Source organism: Streptomyces sp. NPDC058662 (assembly GCF_042716255.1).
Classification (GTDB): Bacteria; Actinomycetota; Actinomycetes; order Streptomycetales; family Streptomycetaceae; genus Streptomyces.
On record NZ_JBHXRU010000058.1, the window covers coordinates 1 to 19,000 of the forward strand.

At 70.4% G+C, this 19,000-nt stretch carries 10 protein-coding genes; 6 read left to right on the forward strand and 4 right to left on the reverse strand.

What is annotated here, in order from left to right:
- Positions 1 to 258: 258 nt before the first annotated feature.
- Positions 259 to 1,428, reverse strand: coding sequence for an ROK family transcriptional regulator (locus ACFWUQ_RS20350; RefSeq protein WP_384539731.1), 1,170 nt, complete (start codon positions 1,426 to 1,428; stop codon positions 259 to 261).
- 55 nt (positions 1,429 to 1,483) lie between these two features.
- Between ACFWUQ_RS20350 and ACFWUQ_RS20355 the strand changes: the two genes are divergently transcribed.
- The 3 genes from ACFWUQ_RS20355 to ACFWUQ_RS20365 all read left to right on the forward strand — a co-directional run bounded on the left by ACFWUQ_RS20355 (position 1,484) and on the right by ACFWUQ_RS20365 (position 4,987).
- Positions 1,484 to 2,722 (forward strand): MFS transporter, encoded by a 1,239-nt coding sequence (locus ACFWUQ_RS20355; RefSeq protein ID WP_384539734.1) that lies wholly within the window; start codon positions 1,484 to 1,486, stop codon positions 2,720 to 2,722.
- 77 nt (positions 2,723 to 2,799) lie between these two features.
- Positions 2,800 to 4,194, forward strand: coding sequence for a uracil-xanthine permease family protein (locus tag ACFWUQ_RS20360; protein WP_384539736.1), 1,395 nt, complete (start codon positions 2,800 to 2,802; stop codon positions 4,192 to 4,194).
- 76 nt (positions 4,195 to 4,270) lie between these two features.
- Positions 4,271 to 4,987, forward strand: a complete 717-nt coding sequence (locus ACFWUQ_RS20365) for a DUF5995 family protein (RefSeq protein ID WP_384539739.1) — start codon at positions 4,271 to 4,273, stop codon at positions 4,985 to 4,987.
- A gap of 96 nt (positions 4,988 to 5,083) precedes the next feature.
- Here ACFWUQ_RS20365 and ACFWUQ_RS20370 read toward each other — a convergent pair whose 3' ends face one another.
- Positions 5,084 to 7,966: a DNRLRE domain-containing protein gene (locus tag ACFWUQ_RS20370; protein ID WP_384539792.1), complete on the reverse strand. Its 2,883-nt coding sequence runs from the start codon at positions 7,964 to 7,966 to the stop codon at positions 5,084 to 5,086.
- Between the two features lie 553 nt (positions 7,967 to 8,519).
- On the opposite strand from ACFWUQ_RS20370, the gene ACFWUQ_RS20375 reads away from it, so the two are divergent.
- The 3 genes from ACFWUQ_RS20375 (at position 8,520) to ACFWUQ_RS20385 (ending at position 16,098) form a co-directional block, all read left to right on the forward strand.
- The gene (locus ACFWUQ_RS20375; protein ID WP_384539741.1) at positions 8,520 to 15,203 is read left to right on the forward strand and encodes an RHS repeat-associated core domain-containing protein; all 6,684 of its coding nucleotides are present in this window, start codon (positions 8,520 to 8,522) and stop codon (positions 15,201 to 15,203) included.
- Between the two features lie 164 nt (positions 15,204 to 15,367).
- On the forward strand, positions 15,368 to 15,784 hold the full coding sequence (locus ACFWUQ_RS20380; RefSeq protein WP_384539743.1) for a hypothetical protein: 417 nt from the start codon (positions 15,368 to 15,370) through the stop codon (positions 15,782 to 15,784).
- A 125-nt stretch (positions 15,785 to 15,909) separates the two neighbouring features.
- Complete coding sequence (locus ACFWUQ_RS20385) at positions 15,910 to 16,098, forward strand: hypothetical protein (protein WP_384539745.1); 189 nt, start codon at positions 15,910 to 15,912, stop codon at positions 16,096 to 16,098.
- A 150-nt stretch (positions 16,099 to 16,248) separates the two neighbouring features.
- Here the strand turns inward: ACFWUQ_RS20385 and ACFWUQ_RS20390 are convergent, their stop codons facing one another.
- Together ACFWUQ_RS20390 and ACFWUQ_RS20395 are read right to left on the reverse strand one after the other, a co-directional pair.
- Positions 16,249 to 17,961, reverse strand: coding sequence for a flavin monoamine oxidase family protein (locus ACFWUQ_RS20390; RefSeq protein ID WP_384539746.1), 1,713 nt, complete (start codon positions 17,959 to 17,961; stop codon positions 16,249 to 16,251).
- Positions 17,962 to 18,010: 49 nt separating this feature from the next.
- A complete protein-coding gene (locus tag ACFWUQ_RS20395) occupies positions 18,011 to 18,811 on the reverse strand; it encodes a carbon-nitrogen hydrolase family protein (RefSeq protein ID WP_384539749.1) in 801 nt (266 codons plus the stop codon).
- Positions 18,812 to 19,000: the final 189 nt, after the last annotated feature.

The following is a 19,000-nucleotide window of genomic DNA, read 5'->3' on the forward strand; positions in this document are numbered from 1 at the left end:
GCCGGGTGTTTTGGCTTTCTTGCCCTCCGGGGGCCGCGGCGTCTGCCCCGGCCGTGTCTGCCGGGTTCGCCCGGGGCGCCCCGCCCCCCCGCGGGCCCACCCGCGTCCGGGGCCCGGGGACGCCGGCCAAGCGCGTGCGCGGGGCCGGGGGCCGCCCGGGCCGTCGCTCTCCGAGCCTGCCGCCGCCGGGCCGGGTTCGCCGAGGCGGGTCAGCCCCCGGGCCGGGTCCGCGGAGGCGGGGTCAGTCCCCGAGGCGGGTCAGCCGCCGAACAGGGCGTCCTGGGCTGCCTCGCGCGCTGCCAGGCGGGCCCCTGCCAGGACGGCGGGGCCGCCCAGGCTCGTGGCGCGGACCTGGGTGGGGAGCGGGGTGAGGGTCGACAGCCGCGCGGCGACCCGGTCCGCGAGGGCGGGGCCGCCGGCGCGGCCGAGCTCGCCGGCGAGGACCACGCAGCCGGGGTCCAGGACGGCCGCGACGGCCGCCGCCCCCAGGGCCAGGCGCTCGGCCAGGACGTCGAGGAACGGCTCCCCCGCGGCCCCGGCGACGGCCTCCTCGGCCGTGCCGCGGAACCCGTGGGCGGCGGCCAGGGCGGTCACGGCGTCCCGGCCGGCCAGGGCGTGGAACCCGCCCGCGCAGCCGGTGGCCGAGGGCAGCCCGCCCGTGCCCGGCACCGGCAGGAAGCCGATCTCGCCGGCCCCGCCGGACGCGCCCCGGCGCAGTCGGCCGTCCAGGACCACGGCGGCGCCCACCCCGGCGCCGAGCCACAGCAGGACGAAGGAGTCCACGTCGTGTGCGACACCCAGCCGCTGCTCGGCGAGGGCCGCCAGGTTGGTCTCGTTCTCGACCACCACCACGGCGGGCAGGCTCCGCTGGAGGGCCGACACCAGGCCGCGGTGCCAGGCCGGCAGCCCCGTGGTGTCGCGGAGCTCTCCGGTGGCCGGGGCGACCAGGCCGGGGGCGCCGACGACGACGGTGTGCAGGGCCTCGGCCCCCGCCTCGCGGGCGGTGCGCAGCAGGGCCTCCACCGCGTCGGCGGGGGCACCCACGGGCAGCGCCGCCTCGGCCAGGGAGCGGCCGAGGAGGTCGGTGACCACGGCGGTGACACTGTCCGTACGCACGTCCAGGGCAGCCAGGTGGGCCCGGTGGGCGACGATCCCGTAGAGCTTGGCGTTGGGTCCGCGGCGCTCCGCGCCGGACTCGCCGGCGACCTCGACGAGTCCGGCGTCGATGAGCCGTTCGACGAGGTCGGCGACCGAGGGGCGGGAGAGGCCGGTCCTGGTCTTCAGCTGGGTGGCCGTCAGCGGCCCCGCCTCCTGCAGGAGGCGCAGGGCGAGGCGGTCGTTGAGGGCGCGGGCCGTACTGGGCGAGGCGGGGGACGGGGGCGGGCCGGCGGGGGTCGGGAGGGCCTGGGCAGGAGTCACGGCGCCCATCCTAGGGAGATCGGGCCACTAACTATCAGGCAGGGTCCCTGATAGTTTACTGCCCATGACCGGGGAAACCGACCTCAGCCCGGCGCGCCTGCGCCATGCCCGTTTCGCGATCGCGGCCGTATTCTGCGCCCACGGCGCCGTGACCGGCTCCTTCGCCACCCGCATCCCCTGGATCCAGGACCACGCCCAGCTCAGCGCCGGCACCCTGGGCCTGGCGCTGGCCTTCCCCGCCCTCGGGGCGGCGCTCGCGATGCCGCTGGCCGGCCGGATCAACCACCGCTTCGGCGCCCGCGCCGCACTGCGCGCGCTGCTGGCGCTGTGGACCCTGTCCCTCGTCCTGCCGAGTCTCGCGCCCAACCTGCCGGTGCTGTGCGTCGCCCTGTTCGTCTACGGGGCCACCTCCGGCATGTCGGACGTGGCCATGAACGCCCTCGGCGTGGAGACGGAGAACCGGCTCGGCCGCTCGATCATGTCCTCGCTGCACGGCATGTGGAGTGTGGGCGCGCTGGTCGGCTCGGCCGCCGGCACGGTCGCCGCGCACCTGGGGACCGACGCGCGGCTGCACCACCTGGTGGCGGCGTTCGCGCTGACCGCCGCCGCGCTGGTCGCCGTACGCGGGGTGCTGGACCTGAGGAGCGGTCAGGGGGACCAGGCTCCGCCGCACTTCGCGCTGCCTCCGCGCTCCGCGCTGATGATCGGCGCCATCGGGTTCTGCGCGGTCTTCGCGGAGGGCGCCAGCCTGGACTGGTCGGCGGTCTACCTCCGGGACGTACTGCACACGGACGCCGGTCTCGCGGCGGCCTCCACCACCGCCTTCGCACTCACCATGGCGGTCGCCCGGCTCGTCGGGGACCGCGTGGTGGACCGGTTCGGGGCGGTGCCCACGGTCCGCGTGGGCGGAGTACTGGCGACCTGCGGCGGGCTGCTCGTGGTCGGGGTGCGGCATCCGGTGGCGGCCATGGCGGGCTTCGGGCTGATCGGGCTCGGCATCGCCGTCGTGGTCCCGCTGGCCTTCGCGGCCGCGGCGCGCAGCGGGCCGGCTCCCGCGCAGGCCATCGCCGGGGTCGCGACGATCACGTACACCTCGGGCCTGATCGCGCCGTCCGCCATCGGCGCGGTGGCCGACGCCACCTCGCTGGTCGTGTCCTTCGGGCTGGTCACGCTGCTGGCCTTCGCGCTGGTCGTGGGGGCCGCGGTGCTGCGGCAGAAGCCGGCCGTGGGGCAGGGTGGGGCGCGGACCTCGGAGGAGGCGGGACCGCCCCATCAGGACGAACCCGCCAGAACCCGGCCGTAACATACGGCGGGCCGCGGCAGCGCGACGCGCTCCGCCGCGGCCTCGACGTGTGATCGGCCGGAGAAACGGAGCGGAACATGGGCCTCGGCGTGCGCTGGACCCTGCACGGAGACGGGCGGACCCCCGCCCCCGGCGCGGTGGTGCGGCCGGACGAGCGGCTGTCGTGGCCGCGGACCGCGGGGCTCGGCGCCCAGCACGTCGTGGCGATGTTCGGCGCGAGTTTCGTCGCTCCGGTCCTGATGGGCCTGGACCCGAACCTCGCCATCATGATGTCCGGTGTCGCCACCGCGATCTTCCTCCTGGCCACGCGCGGCCGGGTGCCGTCGTACCTGGGCTGCTCGCTCTCCTTCGTCGGCGTGGCGGCGGCGATCCGGGCGTCGGGCGGGAACAGCGCGGTCGTCACGGGCGCCGTCCTCGTCGTCGGCGCGGCGCTCTTCCTGGCCGGACTCGCCGTGCAGCGCTTCGGCGCGCGGATCATCCACGCGGCGATGCCGCCGGTGGTGACCGGCGCGGTCGTCATGCTGATCGGCTTCAACCTGGCGCCGGTGACGGCGTCGACGTACTGGCCGCAGGACCAGTGGACGGCCCTGCTGGTCATGCTGTTCACGGGGCTCGCGGTGGTGTGCCTGCCCGGCTTCTGGTCGCGCATCGCGATCTTCCTCGGGCTGCTGTTCGGGTACGGGATCTCCTGGGTGTTCGACCTGGTCTTCGGCAAGATCCACTCGACCGTGGGCGGGCCGGAGGCCGTGGACCACTGGCGGCTGGACCTGTCCGGCGTCGGCAAGGCCGACTGGATCGGGCTGCCCGCCTTCCACGCCCCGGCCTTCCAGTGGTCGGCCATCCTGATCGCCCTGCCCGTGGTGATCGCTCTGATCGCCGAGAACGCCGGCCACATCAAGGCGGTCGGGGAGATGACGGGCGACCCTCTCGACGACAAGCTCGGTACGGCGATCGCCGCCGACGGCGCCGCGTCCATGCTCTCCACCGCGGTGGGCGGCCCGCCGAACACCACCTACTCCGAGAACATCGGCGTGATGGCGGCCACCCGCGTCTACTCCACGGCCGCGTACTGGGCGGCGGCGGGCTTCGCGCTGCTGTTCGGCCTGTGCCCCAAGTTCGGCGCGGTCGTGGCGGCGATCCCGGGCGGGGTGCTCGGCGGCATCACGGTCATCCTGTACGGCATGATCGGCCTGCTCGGCGCCCAGATCTGGATCAACGGCGGGGTGGACCTGCGCAATCCGCTGAACCTGGTGCCGGCCGCGGCGGGCATCATCATCGGCGTCGGCGGGGTCACGCTGCGGATCACCGACAGCTTCGAGCTCGGCGGCATCGCGCTGGGCACCATCGTGGTGATCACGGGCTACCACGCGCTGCGCTTCTTCGCCCCGGCGCACCTCAAGGGGCAGGAGCCGCTGCTGGACGCGGGCACCTCCGCGTACGACGATCCGGACGGCGGGGACACGCGTCGTTGACGCGGTTTCGCCCGAACCGGCGAAGTGTACGGCCAAGTTCCCCGGATCCGCGCCGGCGCCTGCGACCCTGCCTCCCATGGAAGCGGTGCTGGCGCGGATGCGCGCCCTGGACGAGCGGCTCCCGCCGCAGGACGGTGTCGCCGTCTTCAACGGGGTCTACCTGACGGTGACACAGACCCTGCACCGGCGTATCGAGCGCGGGGGCTTCCCCGCGCCGAGGGCCGCGCGGACCCTCGGCGTCCGCTTCGCGGAGCGGTACCTGGCGGCGGTGGAGTCGGCGGCCGACGGGCACCGGGCGGTCCCGGCGTGCTGGCGTCCGCTGTTCCAGTACCGGCGCCACCCCGGCGTACGCCCGCTCCAGCACGCCCTGGCCGGCATCAACGCGCACATCGGCCACGACCTGGCCCTCGCGGTGGTCTCCACCTGCCGAGCCCTGGACTGCGCGCCGGCGGCACTGGAAGCCGACTTCGACCGGGTCGGCGACACCCTGGTCACGCTGGAGGAACGCATCCGCGAGGACCTGATGCCGGGTCCGGACCTGCTGGAGATCGCCGACCCGCTGACCCACCTGCTCGGTTCGTGGAGCCTGGACCGCGCCCGCTCGGGCGCGTGGGCGGCGGCCCGCCTGCTGTGGACCCTGCGCCGCTCCCCCGACCTGGCACAGGAGTTCACCGAATCCCTCGACGCGGGCGTCGGCCTGGTGAGCCGCTGCCTCCTGACCCCCCTCCCGGCCCCCCTCCCCACCCGAAGCCCCTGCCCGGCACTCTTCGCACCCCACGACCGGGCCTCGTAACGTGCCGGGACGCGGCGCGGGGCCGGCCCCGCCACGACATCGTGGCGGAGTCGACCCCGCTCCTTCGGAATCTGCCGGGTACGGCGGATACGGCTGTTACGGCTGGTAGATGTCCTTCCAGGCGCTCCAGTGGCCGTTGGACGCGCGGGTGGTCTGGCTGATGGTGCCGTTGGCGATGGCGGTCAGCCGGAAGCCGTCCCCGGCCGGAGTGCCCAGGAGCTTGCGGATGTAGCCGGGGTTGCCCACGGACGCCGTCACGTCCCCCCACACACTCCAGGTGCCGTCCACGCGGCGGGTGGTGTGGTAGACGCGGCCCTCGGCAGCGGCGGCGAGCTGGAACTCGGCGCCGGTACCCGTGCTGGCCGAGGCCTCGATCGAGGCCAGCGGAGTCGCGATGGGCAGCTGGGCGAAGGGGTGCCAGTTGCCGGGAGCGATCTGGGCGGAGTGGTGCGCGAGGCCCCCCGAGAGGATCGCCATGTGCGGCTGGCCGTTCACTGCGGCGAGGGTGACCTGGTCGAGCTGCGCGGGGGTACCCGGGACGAGCCGCCAGGGGTCCCAGCGATCGGGGTAGCGGGTCGTCAGGTAGACCTTGCCGTCCGCGACCGCGGCGACGACCATGTTCCAGCCGTCCTGGGCCGCGGCGATCTGAGTCACACCGGCCAGGCCCCCGGCGGCCGCGGTGGCGTCGCCCCAGGGCTGCCAGGCGGTGGGGAGGCGTACGGCGTGGTGGATCTTCCCGCCGGTCAGCGCCAGGACGTGGAGCTGGCTGTCGGCGCCGATGGTGGCCACCTGCTCGACGTTCGCGAGTTCGCCGATTTCCGGCGTGGTGTCCTGGACGCTGCCCCCGGTGAACCCGTGCCACACGCGCCCGCCGGCGACGGCGACCATGTGGCTGCCCTGGGTGGTGGTGGCGTCGGCCAGCGAGGTGGCTGTGTTGTTGTCGTCCCACTGGATACCGCTGTTCAGCGTGGCCAGGGAGTCGTTGCCCGCCTTGTCGGTGGCGTAGGCCTTGATCTCGTAGCGGCCCTCACCCATCTTCGGCAGGAGCACCGCCGCCTTGCCGTTCCAGGCCTCGACCCGACGCGTGGGTTGGTCCGTGTTGATGCCGAACCGGTAGGCCTGGACGTGGTCCCCGCCCTCGGCGCCTTCGGCGGTGAAGGTGGCGATGCCCCTCTCCGGGTCGATGTCGACCTTCGGTGCGGGCGGGGCGGTCCGCTTCACGGTGAACCGGCCGCCGCCTTCCCAGCGGGACGCGCTGGTGCCGTCGTCGGCCTGGACCTCCCAGGCGTACGACTCGTCCCAGGGCAGCCACCCGTCGGGAAGGCGGAAGTCTGCGAGACCACCGCTGGGAACGCTGACTGTGCCCTCGTTGAACCAGCCACCACGGTCGACGTAGTGCACGCGGAACCGGGCCGTCACGTTTCCGCTGTCGGGGTCCGAGATCCGCGCGCGCAGATGCACACCGTCGGCGAGATTGTTCTTGCCGATGTAGCCCTGGGCAGTCGGCTGCGGAGTCATGTGCAGCTCACCGGGGGTGTTCGGCGTCTGGTTGTACTCGATGGAGAGGGTGGCGCTGTTGAGGAACTTCTTCCAACCGTAGGTGTCGGACTCGTTCTCCGCCTTCAAGCCCAGCGTGACGTCGCGCCAGCCGCCCGCGGCCGCCTCCCTCATCTTGCCGGTGACGTCGAACTCGACACCGCCGGCCGGGCAGTTGGGACCCCAGCCCTTGGACGTGTTCACCGTGGCCAGGTGCTGGTTCCAGCCCGGCTGCGCGTTCCACGTGGTGTTGGCGCTGATCGCGCCGGTGAACCAGAGCTGTACCGGTCGGGCGTCGCAGGACCAGGACCATTCGAGCCGGGTGGAGAACGTGCCGCGGATGACGTTCTTGCCCGCGAAGCCCGACGTGTCCATCTGGTAGATCGACCGGGAGAGCCCGTTGCTCTCGTTCTCGTAACCGACGCGTGCCAGCTCGTTCTTGTTCCAGAACGCCGTGCCCGGGAACTTCTTGTACACACGCGTCCAGTTGACCCGGCCGCCGCTCATCCAAGGGTCGATGAAGACCGGGTAGACGGTCTCCCTGCCCTTGAGCAGCTTCTGGTCCGGGACCACCTTCAGGGTGGAGCCGTCGACCTTGGTGGCCATCGCGGCCTGCTTCGCGTTCAGGCCCGGCTCCCACGCCGTGGAGGCGCTGCCGTCCTGGGCGGCGGGGGCGGCGGGGGCGGCAGGAGCGCCGGCGCTCGGCGCGGAGAGGACGCTCCGGGCCGCCGAGGCGACCTTCTGCTGCCCGGCGGTCGGCGTCGACTCCCACATGGTCGGGGTCGGCCCGCCGAAGACGATCTGTCCGGCCGCGTCCTTCGCGGTCAGGTTCCCCTGCCCGTCTGCGGCCACGGTCAGGTTCTTGGTCCTGAGGCCGAAGCCGATCTCCGCCAGCTTCGGATGCGCGGCCGCCTCGGCCGACTTCACCTCAAGCACCTGGGAGAAGCCCTCGATACCGGCGCGGACCTTCAGGTCCACCCCCGGAAGCACCTCGGGGTAGGTCGCCGTGTCTCCGCTGATCCGCGGCTTGGGCAGAGCCTGGGGCCAGGTCAGGGATATCTCCTTGTCCCCGTCGGTCAGGCTCACCAGGGGGCCCGTGCCGCCACCGGACAGCGAGAGAGGAAGGAGCGAGGCCTTGGGCGTCAGTACTCCCTTCGCCGAGACCTGGAGGGAGGCGTCGAGGTCGGCCCACTTCCCGCCCTTCTTGACCCACTTGGGGCTCGTGTGGCGCTCCAGGGTGAAAGTGCCGGAGGGGTTGGCGAGGGTGCGGGTGTCCTCCGTCCGCTTCTCCAGGATCTCCACCGGCTGCCCGCTGGAACGTGCGCTGTCCTGCGCCTTCTGCTCCGGCGTCAGACCCTGAGCGGCCGCGGCCACAAGAACCGCGGGCGTGGGACTGGCGTGGGCGGGCGTCAGGGTGACGCACAGGCCGGTGAGCGCGACCACGGACAAGGCCTGGAGCCAGGCCTGTGGTCTGCGTGGGCTCCTCAAGGGAGGGGCGGAGTGCATGGCGAAACCATCCAAGGGTGACTGCGATCGGAACGGCGGCCGCCTGGTCGGCGGCGCGCGGCGATAGTTCGGGGGTTCCGCGTCCTAGCGGGTGGGTGACCGGAGGCGAGCCGAAGATCACACCCAGAACCTTACGGAACTAGATCATACTTATACTCAGACTTGACCTTCTCCGGGGTTTGAAACTCAACCGGCACTAATTCGCCCATTCCTGCCGCGAGTCTCGCCATCGAGCCGGGCCCGGATCCTCAGATTCTTGAGGCATATATGACCTTCACATGATTGATCGTTTACTGTGTGCGTGATAGGTGCACCGATCATCGGTGCACCTCGTTCTGCACAGAGGAACCGTGTGAGTCCGTCACAGATACCCCGGAGATCCGAGCCACATTGGATCTCCGACAATGTATGGAACTGGCCCAAGTACATTCGCCGTTCCGCACAGACCATCGCCGTCACGGTCAGCTCCGCCCTGCTGGTCTCGGCCGGCGTGAGCGCCGCGGCGGCGGCAGCCGAGCCGTTCAAGGTACGGGGCACCCAGACCGAGCCGGTACTCGTCGGCGCCGGAGTCCCGGTGCAGGTCCCGCCGAAGAACGAAGCGGCGCAGAACGCCCAGAAGAAGGCTCCCAAGGTCTCCTGGCCCAAGGGCGGCGAAGCCCTGGTGAAGCCCGGTACCACCGCGGCCGCACGCGCGGAGGCCCCTGCCGGCCGCAGTGACGTTGGCGGTCTGCCGGTCGGGATCCGTTCCACGGCGGTCCCGTTCACCCGGGCGGGGGCGGCGGCCGCACCGGCCGCACCGGCCAACGTGAAGGTTTCCGTCAAGAACCAGGCGCACGCCGAGAAGGCCGGCGTCAACGGTGTGCTGATGAGCGTGGAGCCGGGCGCGGGTGCGCCCACTCCAGGCAAGGTCGAACTCGCTGTGGACTACTCGGCGTTCGCCGGGGCCTTCGGTGCGAACTTCGCGGGCCGCATGCGCGTGGTGCAGTATCCGGCGTGTGTGCTGACCACTCCGGAAAAGACCGAGTGCCAGACCGGTACCCCGGTCGACAGCGGAAATGACGTCAAGAACAAGACGCTGACCGCCCGAATCGCCCTGACCGACACCGGCGCCGGTACGAGCACCGGCACGACCACCGGCGGGAAGGCACCGCAGCAGCTCTCCGCGCGAAGCGCGGCCGCCGCGGCTCCGATGGTCCTGGCCGCCGAGGGCGGCGACTCCGGCACCGGCGGAGACTTCAAGGCGACCCCGCTCGCCCCCACATCGAGCTGGCAGGCCGGCGGGGCATCCGGTGACTTCAACTGGACCTACCCCATGTCCACCCCGGAGGCTCCGGGCGACCTCTCTCCCGAGCTCGGGCTGAACTACTCCGCCCAGAGCGTGGACGGCCGCATGGCCGCGAGCAACACCCAGCCCTCGCAGGTCGGTGACGGCTTCGAGATCACCTCCGGCGGTTTCATCGAGCGGCGCTTCCAGCCCTGCTCGGACGTCCCCGGCTCAGGAGTGAGCTTCAAGGACGGCAAGGGCGACCTGTGCTTCGCCTCCGAGAACGCCATGCTGTCGCTGAACGGCTCGGGCACCGAGCTCGTCAGGGATGACGCCACCGGCACCTGGAAGGGTGTCAAGGACGACGGCTCGAAGATCGAGTACTTCACCGGTGCGGCCAACGGGGACGCAGAGGGCGGCTACTTCCGTCTGACCACCGTATCCGGCACGGTCTTCACCTTCGGTCTCAACCGGCCGGGCAACTGGAAGGCCGGTGACCAGGAGACCAACTCCGCCTTCACGGTGCCGCTGTACGGCAAGGACGGCGGCAAGCAGCGCGCCTGGCGGTACAACCTCGACCACGTCTCCGACGTGAGCGGGAACGCGATGGTCTACTACTACGCCAAGGAGACCAACCGCTACGGCGCGGACAAGAAGCTCCAGGGCGTCGAGTACACCCGCGGCGGCCACCTCAGCCGCGTCGAGTACGGCCTGCGGACCGGTGCCGAATACGGGACCAAGGCACCGGCCAAGGTCCTGATGACCACCGCCGAGCGCTGCCTGCCCGGTGCGGACTGCTCGGACGCCAACTTCACCAAGGTGAACGCCAAGAACTGGCCCGACGTCCCCGTCGACCAGTACTGCGCCCCCGGCACCGAGTGCAAGAACCAGCACTCCCCCACCTTCTGGACCCGCAAGCGGTTCTCCGCCGTCACCACCCAGGTGCTCACCCGCGGCGCGTACAAGGACGTCGACCGCTGGGACCTGACCCACTCCTTCCCCCAGACCGGCGACGGGACCAGCAACGGCCTGTGGCTGGCCTCGGTCAAGCACACCGGTAAGACGAACGGCGACCTCAGCACCCCGGAGATCACCTTCTCCGGCCAGCAGCTCGCCAACCGAGTCGACGGTCTGGAGGGCCTGCCGCCCTTCATCCGGTACCGCATCAACGCCATCAGCACCGAGTCCGGCGGCCTGATCGGCGTGACGTACTCCGCTCCCGAGTGCAACCGCGACGGCGTACTGCCGGCCTCCGACGCCGACAACACCCTGCGCTGCTACCCGGTCAACTGGTCCGCACCCGGGCAGCCCATCGGCACGGACGGGCGCCCGAAGCCGTACAAGGACTACTTCCACAAGTACGTCGCCACCCAGATCGTCGAGAACGACCTCGTCGGCGGATCCCCCTCGACCGTCACCCGGTACGAGTACTCCGGCGCTCCGGCCTGGGCCTACGACACCTCAGAGTTCCTCCGCGACACCGAGCGGACCTGGAACCAGTGGCGCGGCTACGGCAAGGTCATCACCCGCACCGGCGACGGCGCCGACCAGCGCACCCGCTCGGAGAACGTGTACTTCCGGGGCCTGGACGGCGACCGCACCGCCTCCGGAGGCACGCGCGGCGTCAAGGTCGCCGACTCCGAGGGCAACCAGATCACCGACCACCTCTCGCAGGCCGGTGGTACCCGGGAGACCCTCACCTACAACGGGGACGGCGGCGCCCTGATCGGCGCGACCGCGTACGAGCCCTTCATCAGCGCTCCGACCGCGACGCGCAACCGCACCGGCACGACGCCGCTCACCGCGCACCGGTTCAACAACGGCGCCGAGCGTACCCGTACGGCCGTCGGGGGCAGTTTCCGGCGCACGGCGGTGGAGAAGACGTACGACGAGTACGGGCTGATCACCAAGGTCAACGACCTTGGAGACACCTCGGCAGGCGGCGACGACCAGTGCACCCGCACCGAGTACGCCCGAGACACCGGCAAGCACCTGCTCGACCTGGTCTCCCGTCAGGAGACCGTGTCCGTTGCCTGCAATGTCGCTGTCCAGCGACCTTCACACGTCATCTCCGATGACCGCACCCACTACGACGGCAAGGGTTTCGGTGAGACCCCCGTCAAGGGCGACGCCACCCGGGCCGAAGAGCTGGCCGAGTACGTCGCTGGCCAGCCACGCTATGTGACCGCCGGTACGGAGAAGTTCGACCAGTACGGCCGCTCCGTCGAGACCGCCGACGCCCTGGGCAACACCTCCAAGACCGCGTACACCCCGGCTACCGGCGAGATGCCGCACCAGGTCGTCACCACCAACCCACTCGGCCACACCGAGACCGACATCATCGACCCGACCCGCGGTCTGACCCTGACCGAGATCGACGGCGACGGTCGGCGGGACGAGTCCGAGTACGACGCCCTCGGCCGCCTGACGAAGGGCTGGAAGGCCGGGCGGACACGGGCCCAGCTGCCCGATGTCGAAATCGCCTACCTGGTCCGCAAGGACGGCCCCTCCGCCGTCACCACCCGCACCCGCCTCGCCGACGACACGTACACCGTCAACCACGAGCTGTACGACGGCCTGATGCGGCCGCGCCAGACCCAGGCCACCCGCGCGGACCTCAACCAGAACACCGAGGCGCGAACGGGCAGGGTCGTCACCGACACGGTGTACGACTCTCGTGGCCTGCAGGTCAAGGAGTCCGGGCCCTACCTGGAGAAGAGCAACCCGAGCACGACCCTGGTATCCGTCCCGGACAACCAGATCATCCGCCAGAACGGCTACCTCTACGACGGTGCCGGACGCAAGACCGCGGACCTGTTCTACAGCCTCGGCGCCGAGAAGTGGCGGACCACCACCCTCTACGAGGGTGACCGTCAACACGTCATCCCGCCCGAGGGCTCCACCGTCACCACCACGATCAGTGACGCCCGGGGCAATGCCGTCGAACTGCGCCAGTACAAGGGCCGTCAGGCCGCCGGCACGTTCGAGAGCACGCGCTACAGCTACGGTCCCGGTGGCGAACTGACCCAGGTCGTCGACCACGTCGGCAACACCTGGACCTACGAGTACGACATGCGCGGCCGCAAGACCAAGGATCACGATCCCGACCGCGGCACCACCGTCTACACCTTCGACGACGGCGACCGGCCCGTCTCGACCAACGACGCCCGAGGCAAGGGCCTCCACCTCTCCTACGACAAGCTCGGCAGGCCGTCCGAACAGCGCGAAGAAGGGCCCACAGGACCGAAGCGTGCCGAGTGGGCATACGACACCCTCTCCAAAGGCCGGCTGACCTCCTCCACCCGTTACACCGACGGGAAGCCTTACACCACGTCCGTTCTGGGCTATGACGGCACCGGAGCAGCGACCGGGTCCAGGACCACGATCCCCGAGGGGCTGGGCAAACTCTCCGGAAGCTACGAGTCCACGGTCGACTACAACAGCACCGGCGACACGGCCTCGCTGCACCTTCCGGCAGCGGGCGGTCTTCCCGCCGAGAAGGTCGACTTCAGCTACAACGCCGCCGGTCTGCCCAGCACCCTCAAGGGTGCGGCGGAGTACATCAGCAACACCAGGTACACGCCCTTCGGCGAGCTCATGCAGTACATGCAGGGCGCCAAGGGCAAGCGGATGATCCACACCAACTACCTGGACGATTCCACCCGCCGCGTCACCAAGTCCTTCGCGGACCGCGAGGTCGCCCCGTTCGAACTGTCCGAGGTCGACTACACCTACGACCCCGCGGGCAACATCACCTCGCTCAGCGAACTGCGGGAGAAGACGACCCGGGACACCCAGTGCTTCCGCTACGACCACCTGCGCCGTATGACGGAGGGCTGGACGGCCAGGGACAGCTGCGCGGGCGGCCCCTCCGCGGCCACCGTCGGTGGAGTCTCGCCCTACTGGCACTCCTACACCTTCGACACGACGGGGAACCGCACCAGCGAGGTCAAGCACGACGTCGGCAGTGGCGAGACGCGGCGTACCTTTACCTTCCCGGCGGCCAAAGGCACGCAGCCGCATGCCCTCAACAGCGTCGACACCGTCGAGCCGACCGGTACCCGCAAGGATTCCTACGCGTACGACGCCACTGGCAACACCACCGTCCGCAAGATCGGCAACTCCGAGCAACGGCTCGAATGGGATGCCGAAGGACAGCTGACCAAGGTCACTGAAGGCACCAAGGTCACCGAGTACGTCTACGACGCCGAGGGCAACCGCCTGCTGCGCAAGGACCCTTCGGGAACCACGCTCTACCTGGGCAGCACCGAGGTGTCCCTGGGTACGGACGGCACCACCAAGGCCACCCGAGGCTACGCGTTCGGCGAGTCGAGCGTTGCCGTCCGGTCCTCGGACGGAAAGCTTTCCTACCTGTCCGCGGACCACCACAACACCGCGACCATCGCGGTGGACGCCGCGGGCTCCATGACCGCCACCCGGCGGGACGTGACCCCCTACGGCGAGACCCGGGGCACCGCGCCCCAGGCATGGGCGGACCAGAAGGGCTTCGTCGGCGGCACCGTCGACGCCTCCACCGGCCTGACCCAGCTCGGGGTGCGCTCCTACGACCCGGCCGCCGGGCGCTTCCTGTCCGTGGACCCGTTGATCGACGTCAACGACCCGCAGCAGATGAACGGGTACGCGTACGGCAACAACAACCCGGTCTCCATCTCGGACCCCGACGGCAAGATCATCCCCATCCTCGTCGGCATAGCCGCGCGGTTGATCGCCCAGCGCATCGCCATGGAGATCGCCCGCCGCGCCGCGATCGAGGCGGCCAAGCGGGCGGCGGCCGAACTGGCCAAACGCCTGGCCCAGGAGGCCGCCAAGAAGGCGGCTGCCGAAGCCGCCAAGAAGGCAGCGGAAGAAGCCGCAAAGAAGGCGGCTGCCGAGGCTGCCAAGAAGGTGGCGGCAGAAGTCGCCAAGAAGCAGGCAGCCAAGCAGGCGGCGCAGCAGGCGGCCAAGAGGCAGGCAGCCAAGCAAGCGGCCAAGAAGCCCGCGCCCAAGGCGGCGCCCAAGCAGACGGCGGCGGCGAAGAAGACCCCGCAAAGACAACAGCCCGCCAAGCAGACGCAGAAGAAGGCCGACCGCTCACCCGACGCCGAGTCGCCCAACGCGCCGGAGAAGTGTCACAGCTTCCTCCCCGGCACCACGGTCCTGATGGCCGACGGGGACCGGAAGAGGATCGAGGACGTCGAGGTCGGCGACTCGGTGGTGGCGACCGACCCGGAGACCGGGGAGACCACGGCCCGGACGGTGCTTGAGACCATCGTCACGGAGGACGACAAGGACTTCGTGGACCTGACGGTCCAAACCCCTGCCGGCGACTCGTCTCTCATCTCGACGACCACCCACCCGTTCTGGGTGGAGCAGCAGAAGGCCTGGGTCGAGGCCGGCGACCTGGCTCCCGGTATGGAGTTGCGGACCGCCGAGGGGCGGTACGTCACGCTGGTCGCGGTCCGGGACTTCCGCCAGCAGCAGCGCACGCACGACCTCGGTGTCGAAACGGTCCACAGCTACCACGTCGGGGCCGGGTCCGCGGACCTCCTCGTCCACAACTGTGACGGCGACGGCGGCTCGAAGCCAAAGCGCGCTCCGGAGATCGAGCACGGTCCGTACGACAGCTTCGAGCAGGCCCGCAACAAGGCGCTGGAGATCCTGGGTGAGGTGGACGAATCCACCCGGGAGCCCTACAAGGGACGCCTTGAGGCCTCCGCGCTGTTCGGTAAGAAGGTCGGATTCACGACCAGGGTCCGGGGCGTTTTCAAGATGTTCCGGCTTGACTACGACGACGTCAAGGGACCGCACTTCAACGTCATGATCGGCCGTGGTGCCGGTGGCGCACGGCATGCGGTGAAGTGGAAGGGCGCAAAGGGTGACGACGTGAAATACCAACGCAGAAATACATAGCCGGAGATAGCGAATAAGCGCCGCGAGAAGAACCTACGGGCCTCTTCTCGCGGCGCATTTGCTTGACCTGAACCGCAGTCTATAATCAACGTCAGCCCATGCAGATTCAAGGGAGTCCGGTTGTGAGTTCAGGCTACGGATCGCATAAGCGTCCACTCGACAGCATGCTCGCGGACTTGCCGTCGGCAGAGCGGGCGTGGATTCGGACGCTGACCGATGCGGAAGACGCGGCGTACGCTGCGGCGAGCATCAGCAGGTTTCCACTCGCATCCCAGATGGCGATCGACTGGAGCGGTGCGGAAATCATCCGACAGGAGCTCGTGGACGATGACGCCGAGGCTCTCGATGTACTGCTCGAAGTAATTCCCGGGGAAAGCGCCGGAGATCCCGAATGCGTTATCCTCTGGGGAAGTCTGGGCATCCCTTCGATCATACTTCCGGCAACCGCGGCCCGGCGCAACCTGGCCAGAATTCTGGAAGTCGCGGCGGAGCTCTGGTTTTTTGTTCCGGCGCAGGACCTGCTGATCGAGTACACCATGGAGGGGGAGGTCACAGCGGGCCGACCGCCCGCACGTGGATGAGGGCCGAACCGTGATCCCCGGGGAATCCGTGCGGGGCGTCGGAGGCGGCCGGCCGATCGAGCGTCCGAACCTGGATGAGGTGGTGGAAGCCCTTCCCCGGGCGACGGCCGTGGAGTACGGGGACCTTGACGTCGAGACGATCTGCGACGGGTACCGCGAAGCCCGTCGGGCCGGCTTTCGGCGACACCACCGTCCTGCTGTCGTATGACGGCGACGTCTTCTTCGGCGGCATCGGGGTCGGCCACGGGTTCCTTCCGTCGATGACCGCGCTTATCGCAGACGACTGGGACAAGGCGTACCTCATGGAAGGCTGACGGGTCTCCGTCCGCGGAAGAAGCCCTGCCGGATGCTCCGGCAGGGCTTCTTCCGTTTCGCGTCGACGGAGGGCGGCGGCGGGGTATGGGAACGGGCCGGCCCCGCGCTGCTCGCGCGGGGACGGCCCGTGGTTCTGGGGGCCCGAGGGGTCAGTCCTCGGGGAGTTCCACCGGGGCGATGTCGTCGTAGCGGTCGCCCGGGCCGGGGTTGGTGGCGTCCGTGGAGCCGCCGAGGTGGTGCATGACGCCCCAGACCGCGTTGAGGGCGGTCTGGACGGCGCCCTCGGCCCAGCCGGCCGTCCAGGAGATGTCGTCGCCCGCGAGGAAGATGCCGCGCTTGTCCTCGGGGAGGCGGTCCTGCATGAAGTGGGTGAACAGGCGGCGCTGGTAGCGGTAGTGCCCCGGCAGGTTGGCCTTGAACGCGCCCATGAAGTAGGGCTCGTTCTCCCAGGACACGGTTACCGGGTTGCCGATGATGTGGCGGCGGATGTCGACCTTCGGGTAGATCTCGCCGAGGGACTTCAGCATGACCTCCATCCGCTCGTTCGCGGACAGCGGCAGCCACTTCAGGCTGTCGTCGCACCAGGTGTACGAGAGGCAGATGACGGCGGGCTTGTCCGGGCCGTTGTCCAGCAGGTACGTGCCGCGGGTCATGCGGTCCGTCAGGGTCATCGACATGACGTCGCGGCCCGTCGGGTTGCCCGCGTCGTCGACGGCCTTGTCCAGCCAGAACGGCCGGTCGACCGGGACGAACAGCTTGCTCGACTCCATGTAGTGGGTGCGCTCGATCGCCGTCCAGTGGTCGATCGGGAAGAGGGTGTCGTCGCACTCGATCTTCGAGAGCAGCATCCAGGACTGGGCCGTGAAGATCGCGGCGCGGTACGTGCGGATGTCGCCGTTCGCGTCGGTGACCGTGATCCGGTTGCCGGCGGTGCGGTGCAGCCGGGTGACCGCCGGACGCGGGGTCCCGTCGTGCAGGGAGGAGAGCGAGGTGCCCTGTGCCCAGTGGATGATCTTCCCGGGCTCGCGCTCCCACAGGCGCAGCGGGAGCTGCTGCGAGCCGCCCACGATGCCGCGGTGGTGGTCGTCGGCCTCGGTGTAGACGACGCGCAGGATCTCCAGGATGGAGTTCGGGAAGTCGGTGTCCCAGCCGCCCGTGCCGAAGCCGACCTGGCCGAAGATCTCCCGCTTGCGGAAGGACTGGAAGGCCTCGGACTTGCAGAGGAAGCCGTAGAAGGTCTCGTCGTCGAGCTTCTCGACGAGCTTGGCCCAGATCTCCCGGATGCGCGGGACGTCCCGCTCGCGCATCGCGGTGTTCATGTCGGAGAAGTCGGCGCCCTCGTCGAGGCAGGCGTTCCACGCCTCGGCGACGTCGCGGTAGACCTGCGGGAGGTCGGCGATGGTCTCGGCGTAGTGCGACTCGCCCTTGAGGTCCACGACGGTCGAGGGGGTCGCCTCGGACAGCGGGTTCGGGAAGGGCTCGGTGACCAGGCCGACGAGGTCGATGTAGTGCTGCAGGGCCGTGGAGGAGGGCGGGAAGCGCATGGCGCCCATCTCCGCGGTCAGCTCCTCGGTGCCGGCGCCCTCGAAGCCGACGGTGCGCAGCCGGCCGCCGATCTGGTCGGCCTCGTAGACGACGGGCTTGAGGCCCATCTTCATCAGCTCGTACGCGGAGATGATGCCGGACAGCCCGCCGCCGATGACCGCGACCTCGGTGCCGTGCTCGGTGGCCGGTATCTGGCCCAGGCCGGCCGGGTGGGCGAGGAAGTCGTCGTACGCGTACGGGAAGTCCGGGCCGAACATGGTGATCGGCGGCTGTCCGTCGCTGTGCGGGACGGCGGTGGTGGGCACCGTGGACGTCATGGGGGTACGTCTCCTTGCGGCTGAGCTGGTGAAGAGCGGGGGGAGGGGGTTAGACGAGGGAGGCGTAGAGCCCGGGGCGCCGGTCGCGGAGGTAGGGGTTGTTCTCGCGGGAGGCGGACAGCAGCTCGGGGTCGGCCTCGCCGAACACCAGCTCCTCGCCGCGCCCGGCCCGGGTGCGGGTGGCCCCGTCGGGGCTCGCCAGGCAGCTGAGTCCGACGAACTCGAACTCGCCTTCCGGGCCGGTGCGGTTGACGTACGCGATGTACATCTGGTTCTCGAAGGCCCGTACGGGGACGACCTGCTCGGCGACGAACTGGAACGGGTGCATCTGCGCGGTCGGCACCAGCAGGAGGTCGGTGCCGGCGAGGGCGTGGGCCCGTACGTTCTCGGGGAACTCCACGTCGTAGCAGATCATGATGCCGATGCGGAGGCCGCCGAGGTCCGCCTGGACGACGGGGGTGTCGCCGGGGGTGAAGGCCTCCTGCTCGAAGCAGCCGAAGAGGTGGGTCTTGCGGTAGTTCGCGCGCGCCGTCCCGTCGGGGCCGATCAGCTGGGCCGAGTTGTGGACGACGTCCCCTGCGCGCTCCGGGTAGCCGTACAGGACGGCGACGCCGTGGCGCCGGGCGATCTCGCCGATGGCGCGGGCGCTGGCGCCGTCGGCCGTCTCGGCGAGCGCGGCGATGTCCTCGACCGGCAGGGCGTATCCGGTGAGGAACATCTCGGAGGTCACGAGCAGCCCGGCCCCGCTGTGTGCGGCGCGCGCAGCGGCCTCGTCGAGCGCCTTGAGGTTCTCGGCGGTGTCGCCGAGCCGTCCGGAGCTCTGGAGGAGGGCGGTGCGCAGCGGGGGCATGGGCGTACCTCTGGGGCAGGAGGGGTGGGGTCCTTAGACGGTACGTTCGCGCGTTCGACCCCGACAAGCCGTGACCGTTGCGCTCGGCGCATCGATTCGTTGCGTGTTGCGCGGCCGGGGCGGCGATTCGTTGCGCTGCCCCCCGGTGAGTCCCCGGCGGCCTCCTCCGCGGGCTGCGGGAGGCTCTCG

Excerpts from the sequence above, each read along its gene's own strand:
- ACFWUQ_RS20360 (WP_384539736.1), top strand. The coding sequence starts at position 2,800 with ATGGGCCTCGGCGTGCGCTGGACCCTGCACGGAGACGGGCGGACCCCC.
- ACFWUQ_RS20365 (WP_384539739.1), top strand. The coding sequence starts at position 4,271 with ATGGAAGCGGTGCTGGCGCGGATGCGCGCCCTGGACGAGCGGCTCCCG.
- ACFWUQ_RS20350 (WP_384539731.1), bottom strand. The coding sequence starts at position 1,428 with ATGGGCGCCGTGACTCCTGCCCAGGCCCTCCCGACCCCCGCCGGCCCG.
- ACFWUQ_RS20355 (WP_384539734.1), top strand. The coding sequence starts at position 1,484 with ATGACCGGGGAAACCGACCTCAGCCCGGCGCGCCTGCGCCATGCCCGT.
- ACFWUQ_RS20395 (WP_384539749.1), bottom strand. The coding sequence starts at position 18,811 with ATGCCCCCGCTGCGCACCGCCCTCCTCCAGAGCTCCGGACGGCTCGGC.
- ACFWUQ_RS20380 (WP_384539743.1), top strand. The coding sequence starts at position 15,368 with ATGCTCGCGGACTTGCCGTCGGCAGAGCGGGCGTGGATTCGGACGCTG.
- ACFWUQ_RS20390 (WP_384539746.1), bottom strand. The coding sequence starts at position 17,961 with ATGACGTCCACGGTGCCCACCACCGCCGTCCCGCACAGCGACGGACAG.